Origin of the sequence: Streptomyces olivaceoviridis, assembly GCF_014650115.1 — a bacterium.
Classification (GTDB): domain Bacteria; phylum Actinomycetota; class Actinomycetes; order Streptomycetales; family Streptomycetaceae; genus Streptomyces; species Streptomyces olivaceoviridis.
In genome coordinates, this window is sequence record NZ_BMUI01000015.1 from 89,308 (window position 1) to 106,906 (window position 17,599).

General features: G+C 71.2%; 15 protein-coding genes and 1 pseudogene. 12 read left to right on the top strand and 4 right to left on the bottom strand.

The genetic code is table 11. The features are described 5' to 3' along the window. Nucleotides 1-46 precede the first annotated feature (46 nt). Together IE273_RS26125 and IE273_RS26130 are read left to right on the top strand one after the other, a co-directional pair. The gene (locus IE273_RS26125; RefSeq protein WP_189817607.1) at nucleotides 47-1,588 is read left to right on the top strand and encodes a fibronectin type III domain-containing protein; all 1,542 of its coding nucleotides are present in this window, start codon (nucleotides 47-49) and stop codon (nucleotides 1,586-1,588) included. Continuing rightward, a pseudogene (locus IE273_RS26130) lies at nucleotides 1,585-2,022 on the top strand (FAD synthase family protein); the annotation flags it as partial. The gene IE273_RS26125 and the pseudogene IE273_RS26130, both read left to right, overlap by 4 nt. On the opposite strand, the gene IE273_RS26135 reads toward IE273_RS26130, so the two are convergent. After that, the gene (locus IE273_RS26135) at nucleotides 2,023-2,724 is read right to left on the bottom strand and encodes a CDP-alcohol phosphatidyltransferase family protein (RefSeq protein ID WP_189817608.1); all 702 of its coding nucleotides are present in this window, start codon (nucleotides 2,722-2,724) and stop codon (nucleotides 2,023-2,025) included. A 32-nt stretch (nucleotides 2,725-2,756) separates the two neighbouring features. Between IE273_RS26135 and IE273_RS26140 the strand changes: the two genes are divergently transcribed. The 8 genes from IE273_RS26140 (at nucleotide 2,757) to IE273_RS26175 (ending at nucleotide 10,566) form a co-directional block, all read left to right on the top strand. Next, nucleotides 2,757-4,274, top strand: coding sequence for a glycosyl hydrolase family 28-related protein (locus IE273_RS26140; protein WP_229887548.1), 1,518 nt, complete (start codon nucleotides 2,757-2,759; stop codon nucleotides 4,272-4,274). A 393-nt stretch (nucleotides 4,275-4,667) separates the two neighbouring features. After that, on the top strand, nucleotides 4,668-5,744 hold the full coding sequence (locus IE273_RS26145; RefSeq protein ID WP_189817609.1) for a PQQ-dependent sugar dehydrogenase: 1,077 nt from the start codon (nucleotides 4,668-4,670) through the stop codon (nucleotides 5,742-5,744). A 71-nt stretch (nucleotides 5,745-5,815) separates the two neighbouring features. Beyond that, nucleotides 5,816-5,953 carry a pyrroloquinoline quinone precursor peptide PqqA gene (gene pqqA, locus IE273_RS26150; protein ID WP_014669248.1) on the top strand — a complete coding sequence of 46 codons (138 nt, stop codon included), beginning with the start codon at nucleotides 5,816-5,818 and terminating at the stop codon, nucleotides 5,951-5,953. Between the two features lie 8 nt (nucleotides 5,954-5,961). Continuing rightward, the gene (gene pqqB, locus IE273_RS26155; RefSeq protein WP_189817610.1) at nucleotides 5,962-6,876 is read left to right on the top strand and encodes a pyrroloquinoline quinone biosynthesis protein PqqB; all 915 of its coding nucleotides are present in this window, start codon (nucleotides 5,962-5,964) and stop codon (nucleotides 6,874-6,876) included. After that, nucleotides 6,873-7,637: a pyrroloquinoline-quinone synthase PqqC gene (gene pqqC, locus IE273_RS26160; RefSeq protein WP_189817611.1), complete on the top strand. Its 765-nt coding sequence runs from the start codon at nucleotides 6,873-6,875 to the stop codon at nucleotides 7,635-7,637. Before pqqB ends, pqqC begins: the two co-directional genes overlap by 4 nt. Continuing rightward, nucleotides 7,637-7,906, top strand: a complete 270-nt coding sequence (gene pqqD / locus IE273_RS26165; RefSeq protein WP_229887549.1) for a pyrroloquinoline quinone biosynthesis peptide chaperone PqqD — start codon at nucleotides 7,637-7,639, stop codon at nucleotides 7,904-7,906. Before pqqC ends, pqqD begins: the two co-directional genes overlap by 1 nt. After that, entirely contained in the window at nucleotides 7,903-9,087 is a 1,185-nt protein-coding gene (pqqE, locus tag IE273_RS26170; RefSeq protein WP_189817613.1) for a pyrroloquinoline quinone biosynthesis protein PqqE, read from the top strand. Before pqqD ends, pqqE begins: the two co-directional genes overlap by 4 nt. Nucleotides 9,088-9,282: 195 nt before the next feature. Beyond that, nucleotides 9,283-10,566, top strand: a complete 1,284-nt coding sequence (locus tag IE273_RS26175; RefSeq protein WP_308437062.1) for an MFS transporter — start codon at nucleotides 9,283-9,285, stop codon at nucleotides 10,564-10,566. A 183-nt stretch (nucleotides 10,567-10,749) separates the two neighbouring features. Here the strand turns inward: IE273_RS26175 and IE273_RS26180 are convergent, their stop codons facing one another. Then, on the bottom strand, nucleotides 10,750-11,586 hold the full coding sequence (locus tag IE273_RS26180; protein WP_189817614.1) for an alpha/beta fold hydrolase: 837 nt from the start codon (nucleotides 11,584-11,586) through the stop codon (nucleotides 10,750-10,752). 295 nt (nucleotides 11,587-11,881) lie between these two features. Between IE273_RS26180 and IE273_RS26185 the strand changes: the two genes are divergently transcribed. Then, the gene (locus IE273_RS26185; RefSeq protein ID WP_189817615.1) at nucleotides 11,882-12,889 is read left to right on the top strand and encodes a hypothetical protein; all 1,008 of its coding nucleotides are present in this window, start codon (nucleotides 11,882-11,884) and stop codon (nucleotides 12,887-12,889) included. A gap of 118 nt (nucleotides 12,890-13,007) precedes the next feature. On the opposite strand, the gene IE273_RS26190 is transcribed toward IE273_RS26185, so the two are convergent. Continuing rightward, nucleotides 13,008-13,259 carry a hypothetical protein gene (locus tag IE273_RS26190; protein ID WP_189817616.1) on the bottom strand — a complete coding sequence of 84 codons (252 nt, stop codon included), beginning with the start codon at nucleotides 13,257-13,259 and terminating at the stop codon, nucleotides 13,008-13,010. 342 nt (nucleotides 13,260-13,601) lie between these two features. Between IE273_RS26190 and IE273_RS26195 the strand changes: the two genes are divergently transcribed. Continuing rightward, nucleotides 13,602-14,381, top strand: coding sequence for an SDR family NAD(P)-dependent oxidoreductase (locus IE273_RS26195; RefSeq protein WP_189817617.1), 780 nt, complete (start codon nucleotides 13,602-13,604; stop codon nucleotides 14,379-14,381). 438 nt (nucleotides 14,382-14,819) lie between these two features. On the opposite strand, the gene IE273_RS26200 is transcribed toward IE273_RS26195, so the two are convergent. Beyond that, a complete protein-coding gene (locus IE273_RS26200) occupies nucleotides 14,820-17,570 on the bottom strand; it encodes a bifunctional YncE/alkaline phosphatase family protein (RefSeq protein WP_189817618.1) in 2,751 nt (916 codons plus the stop codon). Nucleotides 17,571-17,599: the final 29 nt, after the last annotated feature.

Sequence of the window (17,599 nt, forward strand, 5' to 3'; positions counted from 1 at the left end):
GTCACTCCCCGCGTGTCGCCCACACCACTGCCATCCGGGGTGTCCTTTGCGCCTGAGAAATCTCCCGTCGAGGGCGGCCACCAGTGCTGTCGCCGCCACGCTCCTGTGCTCCGCCGCCCTGCTCCATCCCGCCCCCGCCACGGCCGCCGGTGAACCCAGGTCGTCGTTCACCGCCGATCCGCTGACGACCTGGCAGACGAACGGCATCGTCTGGTCGCTGGCCGCCGCGCACGGTGTCGTGTACGTCGGGGGGACCTTCGACGCGGTGCGGCCGCCCGGCGCCAAGCCGGGCGACCGGGAGGTCCCGCGCCGCAACTTCGCCGCGTTCGACGCGGTCACCGGCGCCCTGCTGCCCTGCGCGCCGTCGTTCACCGGCGGTGAGGGAACCGTCCGCGCGCTCAAGACCTCGCCGGACGGCCGGGTGCTGTACGTGGGCGGCTCCTTCAGTCATGTCGGGTCCACCGGCGTGGCCAGCGCCATCGCCCTGAACACGGCCGACTGCTCCCTGCGCGGGGACTTCCGGCCGGCGGTGTCCGCGACCGTCCGGGCGATCGACGTCACCGACCGGACGGTCTATCTCGGCGGTGACTTCGGGCAGGTCGACGGCCGGACCCGGAAGCGCATCGCCGCCTTCACCCCCGAGGGCGACCTGCGGCCGTTCCGGGCCGACGTCGACGCTCCGGTGCGCGCGCTGTCGGTGGTGCCCTCGCACGAGAAGATCTACGCCGGCGGTGACTTCGAGTGGGTCAACGGCCGGCGGGCCCACTCGCTGGTCGCCCTGAACTCCACCAGCGGGGCGACCGAGCGCACCTTCCCGGACTGGCTGCCGCCCCGGTCGTCGGTGAAGTCGATCGCGCAGGACGGCACCCGGTTCTACGTGGGTGCCGAGGGCCACGGCCCGGGCATCTTCGACGGCCGCATCGCGGGCCGTCTCGACAACGACCGCATGGTGTGGAAGGACACCTGCCGCGGCGCCACCCAGGTCGTCCTGCCCTACCAGGGCGTCCTCTACAGCGCCTCGCACGCGCACGACTGCCGTGAGACGCCGGGCGGGTTCCCCGAGCGGCACGACCGGCAGCACCTGCTGGCCCAGTCGCCCGGGGACAGCAGGATCCTGCACTGGTTCCCCGATACCGACGAGGGGACGGGGGAGCAGATCGGCCCCCGGGCGCTGACGGTCGCCCGTGGCGTCCTCTGGGTGGGCGGCGAGTTCACCAAGGTCAACGGCGAGCCCCAGCAGGCCCTCACCCGCTTCGGGGCCGGCCCCGACACCGGGGCACCGGAGGTTCCCGCCCTCTCGCTCGCCGCCGGGCGCGCCGGACAGGTCACCCTGCGCTGGAATGCCTCGTGGGACCGGGACGACGCGTCGCTCACCTACCGGCTCTACCGGGACGGCCGGCTGATCTCCCGGCAGACGCGGTCGTCCACCTACTGGGACCGGCCGTTGATGAGCTACACCGACTCCGTGGGCGCCGGCACCCGTCACCAGTACCGGATCGAGGTGACGGACGGGACGAACACCTCGCCGAAGTCGCCGCCGCTGCAGGTGACCGTGCCCGCTACCAAGGCGGGTGACACGGCCAAGTGACCCGCATCGGATTCGCACCCGGCGTCTACGACCTCTTCCACATCGGGCACCTCAACATCCTGCGCGAGGCGCGCCGGCACTGCGACCGCCTCGTCGCCGGAGTCACCTCGGACGACCTGGCCGTCCGCCTCAAGGGCAGACCGCCGGTCGTGCCGCTCGCCGAGCGCCTGGAGATCGTCGGCAGCCTGCGCTGCGTCGACGTGGCCGTCGTCGAGTCGGAGGAGGACAAACTGGAGACGTGGAAGCGGGTCGGCTTCCACACCATCTTCAAGGGCGACGACTGGCGGGGAACGCCCAAGTGGAACCGGCTGGAGCGGCGTTTCGCGGAGGTCGGCGTCGAGGTCGTCTACTTCCCCTACACCCTGCACACCTCCAGCACCCTCCTGCGCGGCGCCCTGGAACTGCTCGCCCGGCCCACGTCGCCGGAGATCCCCTCAGCGCAGCTCCCGGAACGACTTGACCAGGAAGACCGCCATGAACAGGAGGTGGGCCAGCAGCAGGGCGCAGTACACGGAAAGGAAGACGTGCTGGCTGCCCAGGAATAGGAAGCCGAGGCAGGTGACGCCGTAATCGACGGGCAGGAGCAGCAAGGACCGCAGCGCCGGCGCGGGCTCCGCCGGCGCCGGGGCCGCCGTCCGCCGCTTGAGCTGCTCGGTCAGGATACCGACGAAGAAGATCACCACGGCCGCCAGCTCGAACAGCATCGGAGCCAGCAGGAAGGCCGGGTCGGGCAGGGAGAAGAACCGGTAGAACGACACCAGGACGACCAGGTGGACCGTGACCAGCTTGACGCAGTCCAGCACATGGTCCAGCCACTCGCCGGACGGGCTTCCGGAGCGCTGCGTGCGGGCGAGCTGTCCGTCCGCCGCGTCGAGGGCGAACCCCACGGCCAGGGCCGCGCAGACGCAGACCGACAGCCCCGGACCGGGTCGCACCAGGGCCACGGCGGCCAGGGCGGGAAAGGTGAACAGGGCACCGAGCACGGTCAGCTGGTTGGGGGTCGCGCCGACCCGGTAGGCCAGCGCCGCCAGGACGCGACCGGCCGGGCGGTTGACGAACAGGGTGTAGACCGAGACTCCCTTCGCCGGCTTCTGCGCTGCCGACATATACCTGAGCACCTCGATGAACCCGGTCATTTGTCTCCTTACCCGCTGGAAAGAAGAGAATCATGACAGAACGGGATAAACATATGTCCCGTGTCAGCCGTCGGCGACTTCTGCGCGGCGGCGCCTCGGCGCTGGCGGCGACGGCCCTGTCCACCCGCGGCGCGTCCGCCGTCCCGCGCCCGCCCGCCGATGCGGACACCGTGGTCGACGTGGCCGAGCTGGGGGCGGTCGGCGACGGGCAGACCGACGACACCGAGGCGTTCGAGATCGCCTACACGTTCGCCGCCGCGCGTGTCTCCGAGGGGGTCGGCCGCGTGGTGATCGAGATCCCCGCCGGCCAGTTCCTGATCACCCGTCCGCACGCGCTGCTGAACGGAGTCGCCCCGCCGCGGCCCGCGAGCGGCCTGCGGTTCTCCGGTGCGGGCAGGCGCATGACCAGTCTCGTCTTCCGCCCCGGCACCGGCCCCGGCTCCTTCCTCTGCCGCAACCAGGACGTGTGGTCGAACCTCTCCTTCGAACGCATGCAGTTCCGCTCGGCCACACCGGGCGCCTCCTTCTTCGACTCGTACTCGACCGGGCAGGCGCAGGACTACCGGTTCTCCGAGTGCGAGTGGATGGGGGAATGGGAGTACGGGCTCGTCCTGAGCGGCACGGACACCAACTCGGAGATGCGGTGGGAGGCGTGCCGGGTCGGTGGCCGCTACCGCCGGGCGTTCCTGTACTCGGGGCTGACCCGGGACGGGCAGCGGGAGCCGAACGACCAGGACCAGTTCCTCAACTACTGGTTCACCGACATGAAGGTCGAATACGAGTGGGGCAACTTCCTGGAGTTCCCCTACGGCGGCTCCATCGCCTGCCGGGGCGGCTCGTACATCATCACGGACAGACGTCCGCAGAGCACCCCGGAATACGGCACCACCAGCACGTTCTTCCGCTTCCCCGTGGCCCGGCACCACGACTCGGTGCAGCGGTTCCACGCCCAGGACATCCGTTTCGAGGTGCGCAACCCCGACGTGGTCGTCATCGACTGCGTGTGGAACGGCGGCACGGTCCACTTCAGCGACTGCGACGACACCGGCCTCGCCTACAAGGACTTCTCCGCCGAAGTCCGCCCGCACCGCTACGACGTGGGCCCGCGCGGACCGCTGATCCGCTACGACTCCTGCCAGTTGGTGGGCCGCCACGAGTACCGGCCGGCCTCCGCACCGGACCCCCTTCCGGTCCTCGCCCGCTACGACATGTGTCTGCTCCGCAGCCATACGGCACATGACTTCGCGGTCACCGGCGGTACCGGGCAGGTGCCCTTCGTGCAGTTCGTCAACTGCGTCGACGCCGGCAACACGAACGACTCGCCCGTGTCCACCCCGTCCACCCCGTCCACCCCGCCCGCCCCGCCCCCGTGCCTCGCGCCGAGCCCGAGCCCCGCGACGGCACCCGAGCCGAGTCCCGCCACGACCCCCTCGCCGCAGCCGGCGACGCCCCCCGAGCCCAGCCCCGCGACGACCGGCACCCCGGACACCCCGGCGCCGCGTGACACCGGTCAGGCGGACTGCCCCTCCCCGCAGCAGAAGTCCCCCTGACCGGTGTACTCCGTCCGCGCCCGTCCGCGCGGCGGCGCATCACCCGTGGGAGGGACTTCCCGGCGCCGATGACCGGCAGCGGAACACGTCGGCGCGCAAGCTCACTGGTATCCGCAGTCCCGACGCCGGGAAACGGCCCGTCAGCACGACGGGCCGACCCCGGTGGCCATCGCTTCAGGGGGCGCCTGGAACTCCGGGAAGGAGTCGTCGCCACGCTCCGGCCCACGCCCTTCCCACCGGGTTCGCCACGGTGCGGCGCGGCGATGAGCACCCCCCTCGTATCGCAGTCGGCCGCGTCGTTCCGTCCCGGAATCCACGTGGTCGCGCCACGACATGAAAGGCATCAGGATGTCACGCTTGGCGCATTCGGCGCTGCATCGGGTCCGTCCGGGCATGGCCGCGCTCACCGCTGTCGCCGCCGTCACGACACTCGGCGTGTCCGTGCCGCCCGCGACGGCCGCGCACTCCCCCTCCGGCTCCCGTGCGGGTGGCACACCGTCAGGGATCGGCAAGCTCACGGGCGAGCTGACGACGCCCTGGGGGATTTCGTTCCTCCGGGACGGCAAGACGGCGCTGGTGACTGAACGCGACACCGCCGTGGTCTGGAAGGTCGCCCTGGACGGCGCCAAGAAGAAGGTCGGCACGGTGCCGAACGCGGTGTGGAGCCTCCAGACGCAGGACAAGGGCGGTCTGCTGGGTGTCGCCACGTCACCGACCTGGAACGGGACCACCGACAAGGACGTGTTCTTCATGGAGACCACGGCCAAGGACAACCGTGTGGTCAGGATGAAGTTCGACGGCACCCGGCTGAGCAACTACACCCCCATCCTGACCGGTATCGTCCGGGACACCCAGCACAACGGCGGACAGATCGCCTTCGGGCCCGACGGATATCTGTACGTCGCCACCGGCGACGCCCAGAAGAGCCACCTGGCGCAGGACAAGAAGTCACTCAACGGGAAGATCCTGCGGATCACCAAGAAGGGTGCCGCGGCTCCCGGCAACCCGTTCGGAACCCGCGTCTACAGCTACGGCCACCGCAATCCCCAGGGACTGGCCTGGGACCGCGCCGGACGGTTGTGGTCCACCGAGATCGGCCTGTCAACCTGGGACGAACTCAACCTCGTCAAGCCGGGCCGGAACTACGGCTGGCCCACCTGCGAGGGCTCCTGCCGCGCCGCGGGCATGACCAACCCGAGGATGGTCTGGGACCCGAACAAGGGAGGCGTGCCCGCGCAGATCGCGATCGTCAACAACGTGATCTACGCCTCCACGCTGAGCGGCCGCCGGCTGTGGCGGGTGCCGATCGACTCCACCGGCCAGGACGTCGGACGGGCGACGGCCTACTACAACGGCGCCTACGGCCGGCTGCGGGCACTGGTGAAGGTCCCCGGCGCGGACCAGCTGTGGCTGGGCACGAGCGACCGCGGCGTCGACAAGGACCTGCTCCTCAAGGTGACCATCAAGTAACGACGATCGACCGAAGGCTCCCTCCCGCCCGGGGAGGGCAACACCCCCTCGCAGAAAGGAAGGTACGCACCATGACCGAAGCCGTCGAGCAGGTCGAGCAGCCCGCCCGTACGACCGAGGAGATCGACCGGACCGCCTGGCAGACCCCCGGATACGTGGTCGTCGACACCGCGCTGGAGGTCACCGCCTACTCCCTCAGCGTCCGCTAACCGCCGGCATGCTGCTGCAGGTGCTCGGTACCGCGGCCGGCGGCGGCATCCCCCAGTGGAACTGCGCGTGCCCCGGGTGTTCCGGGGCACGCGCCCACCCCGGGCGGCGCCGCCGACACGCCTCGCTGGCCGTCCGTGCCGACGAGGGCCGCTGGTACCTCGTCAACGCCACCCCCGACATCGGCGACCAGATCGAGGCCCACCCGGTCCTCCACCCCGGGCCGGGGCCCCGGCAGACACCGATCGCCGGAGTCGTGCTCACCGACGCCGAACTCGACCACACGCTGGGGATCGGGCGGCTGCGCGAGGCGGACGGCGTGGAGATCCTCGCCACCGCCCCGGTCCGCGAGGCGGTCGACACCCGCCTGCGTCTCGGCGCGGTCCTCTCCCCGTACACCACCCTGACCTGGCGGGAGCTGCGGTGCCGGGGGGCACAGCCGCTGCACGCCGACCCGGGCGTCCCGGCCGGATCCGGCGTGCTGATCAGCGCCGTACCCGTCTCCGGCAAGCGCCCGCGCTACGCCGCCGACGCCCCCGACGACGACTCCTGGGTCGTCGCGCTGCGCCTGTACGACCCGGCCACCGGCGGGACCGCCCTGTATGCCCCGGCCGTGGCCGCCTGGTCCGACGCGCTGCACCGAGCCGCCGCCGAGGCCGACTGCGTCATCGTCGACGGCACCTTCTGGGACGACGAGGAGCCCCGCCGCACCGGCATCTCCCCCCGCACCGCCACGGGCATGGGGCACCTGCCCGTCGACGGACCCGGCGGCACCGCCGGCATCCTCGCCGCGCTGTCCGCCCGCTGCCTCTACACCCACCTCAACAACACGAACCCCCTCGTCGACCCCGCCGCGCCGCAGCACAAGCGGCTCGCCCGGCTGGGCATCGAGGTGGCCGAAGACGGAATGGTGATCGAGCTGTGACCACGACACTCGCCCCGCCGGTGAAGCCCTGGAGCCGCGCCGAGTTCGAGGACCGCCTGCGTGCGGTGGGCCAGGACCGCTACCACGACCGCCATCCCTTCAACGTCCGCATGCACCAGGGCGACCTCGGCCCGGACGAGGTGCGCTGCTGGATCACCAACCGCTTCCACTACCAGCGCCACATCCCGGTCAAGGACGCGCTGATCATCGCGAAGCTGGACTCGTCGCGGCTGCGGCGCATGTGGCTGCGGCGGATCGAGGACCACGACGGACGCGGCGAGGGCGAGGGCGGCATCGAGCGCTGGCTGCGGCTCGGCGAGGCGGCCGGCGTGGACCGCGAGACCCTGTTGTCGGGCGGGACCGTGCTGCCGGGCGTCCGGCTGGCCGTGGAGGGCTACGTCAACTTCTGCCGCCTGCGCTCCACCCTGGAGGCCGTCGCCGCCTCGCTCACCGAGCTCACCGCGCCCGACCTGATGCGCCTGCGCATCGAGGCGTTCGAGCGCCACTACCCGTGGATCGCGCCGGACGGGCTCGCCTACTTCCGCGCCCGCGTCGACCAGGGCCGGCGTGACAGCGCCGAGGCGCTGGACCTCGTGCTGGAGTGGGCCCGCACCCGCGAGGAGCAGGAGAAGGCCGTGGCCGCGCTCTCCTTCAAGTGCGATGTGCTGTGGTCCCTGCTCGACGCCGTACAGCAGTACGCGGCGATGCCCAGGCAGGACGAGCGGGCGCACGGCCGGGACAGCGCGTTGGAGCGGGTGTGATGACGCGGACCGCGCAGCAGTGGTGCCCGGCGCTCGCCCCCGCGCTGATGCTGCGGCACGACGCCGTGCGCGGCACGGACCTGCTGGTACTGCCGGAACGCGTGGTCGTGCTCGAAGGACACGGCGGGATGGTCGTCGGGCTGTGCGACGGCACGCGCACCGTGCCCGGGATCGTCGGCGAGCTGGCCGAGCGCTTCCCCGGGGCGCCGGTGGCCACCACCGTCCCCGCGTTCCTCGACAGCCTGCGACAGGAAGGCTGGCTGACGTGACCACCCCCGTGAACCCCGGGTCCGTCGTGGCGCCCGCACCCCCCTGGGCCCTGCTCGCCGAGCTCACCCACGCCTGCCCGCTGCACTGCCCGTACTGCTCGAACCCGCTGGAACTGGCCCGCCGCTCGGCCGAGCTGAGCACCGACGAGTGGACGGACGTACTGCGTCAGGCCGGCGAACTGGGCGTCGTGCACACGCACCTGTCCGGCGGCGAGCCGCTGCTGCGCCCGGACCTGGAGCGGATCGTCGCCGCCGCCGAGGCCGCCGGGATCTACACCCAGCTGGTCACGAGCGGGACCGGCCTGGACGAGGCCCGGCTGGCCGCCCTCACCGGGGCCGGGCTGCGCAGTGTCCAGCTGTCCGTCCAGCACGCCGACCCGGGGGCCAACGACCGCATCGCCGGACGTCCCGCTGCCTTCGCCGCGAAGGAACGGGCCGCGGCGCTCGTCCGCCGGGCCGGGATCCCGCTCGGCCTGAACGTCGTGCTGCACCGCGACAACCTCGACGCCGTCGACGCCGTCGTCGAACTCGGCCTGGCCTGGGGCGCCGACCGCATCGAGCTGGCCAACGCGCAGTTCTACGGCTGGGGCCTGCTCAACCGGACCGCGCTGCTGCCCACCCGCGACCAGCTGGCCCGCGCCCGGGAGACCGTGGAGCGCCGCCGGGAGGAACTCGCCGGGCGGATCGACCTGGTGTGGGTCGTCCCCGACTACTTCGACGGCGTGGCCAAGCCCTGCATGGGCGGCTGGGGAGCGGTCTCGCTCACCGTCGCGCCGGACGGGACCGTGCTGCCCTGCCCGGCGGCTGCCTCCCTGCCGGACCTGGACCCGCCCAACGTCCGCGACCACCGGCTCGCCTGGATCTGGCAGCGGTCCCCGGCCTTCAACCGCTTCCGCGGCACCGACTGGATGACGGGACCCTGCCGGGGCTGTCCCCGCCAGGAGGAGGACTTCGGCGGCTGCCGCTGCCAGGCGTTCGCCCTCACCGGCGACGCCGCCCGCACCGATCCGGCGTGCGCGCTCTCCCCCGACCACCACCTCGTCCGCGAGCCGGCCGACGGCGACCGGCCCGAGGCACCGCCGTACGTCTACCGCCGGCCCGGAGCGGTGCCGGCACCGGCACCGGCACCGGCACCGGCACCCACCGTCCTCACCACCGACGGCCCGAAGGGCAGGAACTGACCGGCGGACCATGTGTTCCCACCGTCTTCCGCGCCCTGCCGGACAGCGGCTAGTGTCGGGCGGCGAGTGACTCACGAGGAGCGAAGACATGGTCGGTCGTCCGAGCACGCGTTGACGTTCTGAGGCCGTGAGCGGCCTGTCATCGCGTGCTGCCCTTCCCGCGCGGCACAGCACACTTCCATCCGAGGGGTCCCTGTGCCCGATTCCGATCGGTCTGCTGCGTCCAGCGTGTGGCGGGACGGCGACTTCCGCCGGCTCTGGGCGGGCCAGACGGCCTCCCAACTGGGCGAACACGCGAGTCTGGTGCTGCTGCCGCTCTTCGCCGTCCTGACGCTGCACGCCGGTGCCGGCCAGTTGGGCGCCCTGCGCGCGGTGGGGCAGGCGCCGATCCTGCTGCTGTCGCTCTTCGCCGGCGCGTGGGTGGACAGGTGGCGGACCCGTACGGTGATGGTGCTGACGGACGCCGGCCGGGCCCTGGCACTGGGCGCCGCCGCCGTGGCCGGCCTCCTCGGTGGGCTCGGCCTGCCGGCGCTGCTCGTGGTGGCCTTCGCCGTCGGGGCGCTGTCCGTGTTCTTCGACGTCGCTTACCAGGCGTCCTTGGTACGACTGGTGGAGCGCGATCAGCTGGTGCCGGGCAACAGCGCGCTTGAGGGCAGTCGGTCCGCCGCGCAGACCGGCGGTCCCGCGCTCGGCGGTGCGTTGGTGTCCGTGCTGTCGGCGCCGGTCGCCGCCGCCTCCGGCGCGCTGTTCTTCGCGCTGTCGTTCCTGTCGATCCGACGGATCGGTCGCCGCGAATCCCTCCCGGACCGCCCGGAACGCGCTGCTCGGGTCTGGCGGCGGATCCACGAGGGCCTCCGCTTCGTCGCCGGTGACACGTTGCTGCGGACCGTGTGCCTGGCATCAGCCGCGTTCCAGTTCTTCTTCGCGGCTGCGATGACCCTCTACCTGCTGTTCCTCCCGAGGGACCTGCACCTGTCCGGCACCGCCGTCGGACTGGCACTCGCGGCGACGGGGCCGGGCGCGCTCCTGGGCTCGCTGCTGGCCGCCCGCCTGCCGGGCCGCTTCGGGCACGGCGCTGTGCTCGTGTCCGCGGCGGCACTCGGCGACGGCGTGTTCCTGTGTGTGCCCGCACTGCACGGCACCCCGGCGGTGACGGTTCCCGCGCTCCTCGCGGTCGGCTTCGTCTTCGGGGCCGCCGGCCAGCTGGTGAACGTCACGGTCATGGCCGTCCGGCAGACCGTCGCCCCGGACGGGATGCAAGGCCGCGTGGCCGCGACGATCAACTTCGTCGGCATGGGGATGACCCCGCTCGGCTCGCTGCTCGGCGGATTCCTCGCGGAAGCGTGGGGGACGCGCGCCAGCCTCCTGATGGCAGCGGCAGGCATGCTGCTGTCACCGGCGCTGATGGCCCTGTCCCCCCTCGCCCGCCTGGGGCGGACGCTCCCCGGCCCGCAGGAGGCGGTGGCGCCGTCCGCGTAACGCGTCGGCCGCGAGGTCACCTGGCGGCTTGCGCGCCGGGGTGGCACGGTCGCCGCCGTGGCCCGTCGCACCGGGCGCCAGCGGTGTGCCTGACCGGCAACTACACCCGTGACCACCACACCCCGGAGGGTGCCGGCCGCGCCGTGTTCGCCGGCCGGCACCTCAACGAGCGGGCCTTCGCCCTCACTTCCCCAGGAAGGCGAGCAGCGCGGTGTTGACCTCCTCGGCGTGCGTCCACAGCAGGCCGTGCGGGGCGCCCTCGATCTCCACGTAGTCGGCGGACGGCAGCGCCTTGTGGAAGGGCCGCGCGGTGCCCTCGACGGGCAGGATCCGGTCGCCGGTACCGTGCAGGATCAGGGTCGGCACGTCGATGGCCGGGATGTCGGCGCGGAAGTCGGTGTACCAGGTGGACGGCGCGGCGGCGGCGGCGAAGAACCCGCCGCCCGCCGCGACGTTCCAGCTGTTGCGCACGGCTTCCTCGCTGATCCGGGTGCCGAGGTTCTCGTCCAGGTTGTAGAAGTCCTTGTAGAAGTCCGTGTAGTAGGCGTAGCGGTCCGCCTTGACGGCCGCGACGACGCCGTCGAAGAACTCCTTCGGGGCGACCCCGTCGGGGTTGTCGTCGCTCTTGAGCAGGCAGGGCTCCAGCGAGGCCAGGAAGGCGACCTTGGCGACCCGGGCGGAGCCGTAGGCGGACACGTACCGGGCGACCTCTCCGGTGCCCATGGAGAAGCCGACCAGAACGGCGTCGCGCAGGTCGAGCGTCTCCATCACGGTGTTCAGGTCGGCCGCGAAGGTGTCGTAGTCGTACCCGGTCGTGGGCTGGCTGGACTGTCCGAAGCCACGGCGGTCGTACGTGATCACGCGGTAGCCGGCCTCCAGCAGTACGGCGCTCTGTCGCTCCCAGGAGTGGCCGTCGAGCGGGAAGCCGTGGATGAGGACGACGGGCTGCCCGGTGCCGTGGTCCTCGTAATACAGGTCGATGCTGGTGGAGTTCTCCTGGCCCACGGTGATGTACGGCACGCTCTCGTATCCTTCGCTGGAAGTGGCTGACGCACTCATGCTAGGGCGGTGGGTGCCACCGCCTGTTGTCGGCGAGCGCACTGGTTTTTGCCTGTCAGTGCCAGGGCGGTCCGCGCTCGCCGTGGCCGGACGGAGCCGCACCAGCCGTACAACCCTGTGTGCGGGTTGTGAGTCTTCTGAGTGATCACCCTGTGATCGGAGCAACGAGGAGACCATCATCAACGCCATACGCAAGACCCTGACCGCCACCGCCGTCGTCGGTGCCGTCCTCGCGGGCTCCGCCGCCTGCGGAACGGTGGAGCAGCTGTCCGCCGGCAAGAAGCTCGACCGGGCCTTCGAGGAGCTGGGCAAGAAGCACAGGCTCTCCTTCGAGCTCGACGTGGACACCGACGCCGCGACCCTGAAGGCGCTGGACGCCGAGTCCGACCCCGCGCCCGGCGAGGAGATCCCGGACGAGGCCGCCGACCTGATCAGCGACGCGAAGATCACGATGACCGTGGAGTCGAAGAAGCCGCTCGCCGAGTCCGGCGAGAAGGACCTCGTCGGCATGGCCATGAAGGTCAGCACCCCCGACGGCGACCTCGCCGAGTACCGGGTGATCGGCGACTACGTCTACGCCCGCGTCGACATGGACGCCATGGGCAGGATGTCGGGCAGCCCGGTGCCGTCCGCCGACGACCTGCCGCCGGAGGCCGGGGCGTTCAAGGCCGTCTTCGAGGGCAAGTGGGTGAAGTTCAGCACCAAGGAGATGGACAAGGCCGGCGGTGGGAACCAGGAGTCCGGGGGCGGCCCCGCGCCCGCGCCGTCCCTCGACGCCAAGACGCAGCAGAAGCTGGTGAAGGCGCTGCGCGACGTCGTCGCCCGCGAGGTGCGCTTCAAGACGGCCGGCGGCGGCGACGGCACCGAGCACGTCACCGCGACGGCGCCCTTCCGCACACTGGTCACCGAGCTGTTCGGCGAGCTGGGGCCGCTGACGAAGGACCTGCCGCCGGGCATGCAGCTGCCGACGGACAAGGACCTGAAGGACGCGCCCAACGCCAAGGTGACGGCGGACTTCACCCTCAAGAACGGCGAGCTGTCCCAGGTGGACGTGGACCTCGCCAAGCTGGCCGAAACCGCCAAGGTCAAGAAGCTGGGCCTGACGCTGCGGATGAGCGAGGGCACCAGGCCCACCGCTCCGGCCGGCGCCACGAAGCTCGACCTGGGCGACCTCGTGCACGGCTTCCTCGGCGGGCCGCCGGTGGACGGCTCCGACATCGACACGAGCGGCCTCGACCAGGCTTTCCCGGAGGACGAGTTCTGAGGGAGGACTCCCCAGGTCCGGGCCCCCTGTGGTGAGGCGGACGGGCCTTGTCGGCACGGAGGCGACGAGGATGGGAACGGGTCCTCGTGGCGATCCTCACGGCAGCTCCGGACAGGCTCTAGTCGCAGATCCAGAGGTGCCAGTTCGTGGTCGTCGTTGACTGCTTGCACACGTGATCGGGGAAGCCCTGGCCGGCCGCTTCGCGTTGGGCACGAGTGGCGAAGATGCCGGCGTCAACACACCCCGGGATGACCGGGGTGGACGACGTGCCGGCGACGGCCTCCGCGGGTACCGCCAGTACGGCGGCCGTAGCGCCGGCCAGGAGGCTGACGCTCAACGCCAGGCTGCTGAGCGTGAGTCGACCACGCATGGCTACCTCTCTATGGTCGAATCGGACCTGTAACTCGGCCATACCGATGGGCCGTGTGACGAAGGCGAACGAGCAGTCCCGGAAGAGTTCGAAGAGAGGGCGATCTGAGCCTTCACGGCGTCGGCGGCGTCGTCGGCGGCGGCGGCGGCGGCGCCATCGGCTCGCATCCCGCGACCGCGCTGACGTGACATCCGCGGAAGATGTCCCTCCGAGTATGATAGATACGTATGAGCCTGGGCATGTTCTGAGGTGTGTCTTCGTCGGCCGGGCAATCGAAACACATGCACAGCCCGCATGGGTCGGCCGGGACGGACACACCTCGTCGAGAACACTGGAGAAGTCGTGGATCTGCATCTCGCCGGCCGGCGCGCGGTGGTCACCGGAGCAAGCCGGGGCATCGGCCTCGCGGTCGCCCGGGCCCTGGCCGCGGAAGGCGCCTCGGTCGCCCTCGTCGCCCGGTCCGCAGGCCGTGCCGAGGAACAGGCCGCCCTGCTGCGCGAGGAGACCGGCGCCGAGGTCATCGCGGTCCCGGCCGACACCGGGGACGACACTTCGGTGGCGGAGATGGCCCGGGAGGTGCGGGAGCGGCTCGGTGGCGTGGACATCCTGGTGAACAACGCGGCCACCACCAACCCCGGGGCGTTCCCGGACGACGCCCTGGAAGCCGAGATCAACGTCAAGGTCCGTGGCTACCTGCGCTGCGTACGTGCTTTCGCGCCCGCCATGACCGAGCGGGGCTGGGGCAGGATCATCAATGTCAGCGGGCTGGCGACGCGGCAGAGCGGGTCGGTGACCGGCTCGGTACGCAACGCCGCCGTCGTCGCCATGACGAAGAATCTGGCGGACGAACTCGGGCCCCACGGGGTCAACGTGGTCTCCGTGCAGCCCGGCGCCACGCGGACCCGTACCTGGCTGGACAACCTGGCCAAGCAGGCGACCGCCACCGGACAGAGTCCAGCGGAGCTGGAGGAACGGGTCGCCGCGACCGTCTCCATCGGCCGGATCGTCGAACCGCACGAGGTGGCATCCGTGATCGCCTTCCTGGCCAGCCCGCTCAGCGTGGCGGTCAACGGCGACACGGTGATCACGAGCGGTGGTGTCAAGGGGCCGATCTACTACTGAGTCGACGCCGCGACGCGGTTCGCTCGTGGAACATGTCACTCGCGAAGGGACGGCGGCACGTACCGAAGTGCTGCGCGCCGCCGGGCTGGTGAGCGAGCAGGAGACCGCCCCGCGATCGGGGTCCAGTTGGAGCTTGTGGGGCCGCCCCCCTGTGCCGGGGCACGAAACACCACGACGAGCCGCGGGGTGGTATGCCCGCGGCGGCTGGAACGAGGTGGCTGCCAACGCGGGCCGGAACGCCGGACCGGATGGCTCATGGCTCATCGACAGCCCACACATGTTCGCCCCGTCGTCGAGGGCCGACGTCCTCTTCGCCGCGCTCCCCGACGGCACCTGCTACGAGTCCGGGCCGGCCACGGCCGCAAGGGAAGGACCCCTGCCAGGCGGTCGGCCAGGCAGGGGTCCTTCCCTGTTCAGCGGGTGTCAGCCGGCAAACGGTCAGCCGTCGGACTCCGCCGACGGGATGTAGGCGCCGGGCACGTCGTTCGGGGCGTAGATCTTCTTCTCGCCGGGGTACGGGCGCGCCCAGTTGTGGGTCTGGTACCAGGTGAGGTGGTTCATCTGGGCCGGGTTGGCGTAGTCGGGGATGGCGTGGGTGCCGGTCAGGTGCTGCTTGGACTTCCAGGCGTCCCACGCGGCGGCGAGGGACTTCTTGTCGGCCGGCACCTTCGCCGACGGCACGGCCGCGGCCTTGGGGTCCTGCGGGGCGGGGGTGTCCACGCCGCAGGCCGGCGGGGTCTTCACACCGTCGGTCAGGGAAGTGCGGTTGGGCAGGGCGGTGAACGGCGTGTAGTCGGGGTGCCGGGTGAACGCGCCCCGCATGGGGGTGGCCGCGCTGTCCTTCTGGTTCATCGGGTGGATCCCGAGGATCTGCTCGATGGTGCGGATCATCGTGATCTGCGAGTAGTAGTGGCTGTCGACCGTGCCGTGCTGGGCCCAGGGGCTGATGATCTGGACCGGGGCGCGGTGGCCGTCGACGTGGTCCAGGCCGGCCTGGGAGTCGTCCTCGACGACGAAGATCGCCGAGTCCTTCCAGTACTTGCTGTGCGAGATCTTGTCGATGATCTTGCCGGTGGCGAGGTCGTTGTCGGCGACCTGGGCGGCCGGGCTCGCCGGACCACCGGTGTGGTCGCTGGAGAGCCAGAACATGTTGAGGTTCGCCGGGCCGTTCTTCTCGAAGTCCTGCTTCCAGATCTCGTACCGGTACATGTCCGGGACGCTGGTGTCGAACTTCGGGAAGCCGGGCACCGAGACGCTGTTGAGCGACGGGATCGGCGAGGACGAGTTCAGCGGGTACGCGGTGGCCTGGCCGGTCGCGTCCATGTTCTTGGCGTCGCAGTACAGGTTCTGCCAGCTCGCGCCGGACGGCTTCGTCAGGAACTGCTGGAACTCGCCGAAGTTCCGCACGGACTTGCCGGCCGCCTGCGCGCCCGACCACAGGAAGCCGGTCTTCTGGTGGCCGAGGGCGTCGTCCTCGGTGTCGTAGCTGCGCTTGTACTCGCCGGCCGAGGACTCGGTGTACTCGGGGTTGTCGGCCTGCATGAGCCAGTTGTGGCCCTCGGCGGAGTTGGTGCCGATGTCGTAGGTGTTGTCGTACAGCCCGAACTGCTCGGCCAGCGCGTGCTGGTTCGGCGTCACGTTCTCGCCGAACTGCGTCAGCGACGGGTCGCCGTTGCCCTCGGGGACGTCACCGAGGACCTGGTCGTAGGTGCGGTTCTCCTTGACGATCAGGAAGACGTGCTTGATCGTCGAGGCGTCGCCGATCCGCGTCGGGACCGGCTGCGCCTTGCCGTTGCCGTTGCCCTTGGCCAGCCGGACGGAGTTGGCGCTCCAGCCGTTCTGCTGGAAGACCTTGGCGGTCTGGGAGCGGATGACCCCGTCGCTGGGCAGGGTGAACTGCGTCAGGCTGGAGGTCGTGTCGTGGGTGCCGTGGCCGGCGCCGGCGGGTCGGCGCGCGTCGATGCCGCGGGTGTTGGAGACGACGACCTTCTTGCCCACGGTGGTGATCTCCGCGGGGAAGTAGTCCGTCGGGAGCAGGCCGATGTAGCTGACCGGCTCCTGCGCGGAGGTGTAGCGGTAGACGGCGACGGCGTTGGCGCGGCCGAGCGTCACCAGCAGGTGGCCGTCGTCGGTGAGGGTCACCGCGTCGGGCTCGTAGCCGACCGAGGCCTCCGGCCACGGCTGGGTGGAGATGGTCTGGACGACCTTGTCCTTGGCGGTGTTGATGACCGACACGTTGTTGTCGGCGGTGTTGGTGACGAACACCGCGCCGCGCTGGGCGTACACGGCGGTCGGGTGCAGGCCGACGTCGATGGTGCCGACGGCGGCGGACGGGTCGGCCAGGTCGATGACGCTGACCGTGCCGGTGGTGGTGGCGCCGGTCTTCGGGTCGGCCGGCACCTGGGTGCCGTAGGAGTTGAGCGTGGACTCGCCGGCCTTCGCGGGCCGTCCGCCCTCGTTGCTGACGTAGAGCTTGTCGCCGACGCGGGCCATGCCGCGCGGGGCGTTGCCCACCGTCCAGCTCTGCTTGACGGTGCCGGTCGCCGCGTCGATCGCGACCACCCGGTTCTGGCCGTTGACCGCCGCGTACACGGTGGAGCCGTCGGCCGAGAACACGGCCGCGGCGGCCAGGGCCTGCTTGCTGCCGTCGGCCGGGATCTTGACGGCCACCGGGTTGGCGAGGGTGCCGTCCGCGTTCACGGTGAACTTGGTGTAGCCGTCGAGCTGGCCGAGCCACAGCTGCTTGCCGTCGGGCGAGTACGTCGGGCCTTCCTGGCCCACGGCGTTGCTGCTGATGCGCAGGTCGTCGGCGGCGTTGGTGCCGACGCGCTGCGTGATCCGCCCCGTCGCGAGGTCGACGACGACCAGCGAGGCGTCGCCGTCGGTGACCGAGGCGACGAGGTGGCTGCCGTCCGGGCTGACCGTCGACGACATGATCTTGCCGTCGTTGACGACGAGGCGGTCACCGTACGGGGCGATGTACTGGTCGGCGGAGACGACCTGGCCCTTGTCGGTGACCTGGCCGACCTGCTCGGTGCCGAACTGGCGGGTTTCGGCGACGGCGGTGCCGGTGGCCAGGGCGGCCGTGGTGATGCATGCCGTGACCAGGGCGGCCCGGCGGCTGACACGTCTGCCCAGCAGGTCGTAGTACTTCTTCTCGGCCTGCCGACGGCGGCGTGTTATCTGCATGTGTCATTCCTTGGGGAATCGGAGGAGTT

Bases quoted from the DNA above. Each gene is read 5' to 3' on its own strand.
- IE273_RS26135 (WP_189817608.1), bottom strand. From the start codon at position 2,724: ATGACCGGGTTCATCGAGGTGCTCAGGTATATGTCGGCAGCGCAGAAG.
- IE273_RS26140 (WP_229887548.1), top strand. From the start codon at position 2,757: ATGACAGAACGGGATAAACATATGTCCCGTGTCAGCCGTCGGCGACTT.
- IE273_RS26145 (WP_189817609.1), top strand. From the start codon at position 4,668: ATGGCCGCGCTCACCGCTGTCGCCGCCGTCACGACACTCGGCGTGTCC.
- pqqA (WP_014669248.1), top strand. From the start codon at position 5,816: ATGACCGAAGCCGTCGAGCAGGTCGAGCAGCCCGCCCGTACGACCGAG.
- pqqB (WP_189817610.1), top strand. From the start codon at position 5,962: ATGCTGCTGCAGGTGCTCGGTACCGCGGCCGGCGGCGGCATCCCCCAG.
- pqqD (WP_229887549.1), top strand. From the start codon at position 7,637: ATGACGCGGACCGCGCAGCAGTGGTGCCCGGCGCTCGCCCCCGCGCTG.
- IE273_RS26190 (WP_189817616.1), bottom strand. From the start codon at position 13,259: ATGCGTGGTCGACTCACGCTCAGCAGCCTGGCGTTGAGCGTCAGCCTC.
- IE273_RS26200 (WP_189817618.1), bottom strand. From the start codon at position 17,570: ATGCAGATAACACGCCGCCGTCGGCAGGCCGAGAAGAAGTACTACGAC.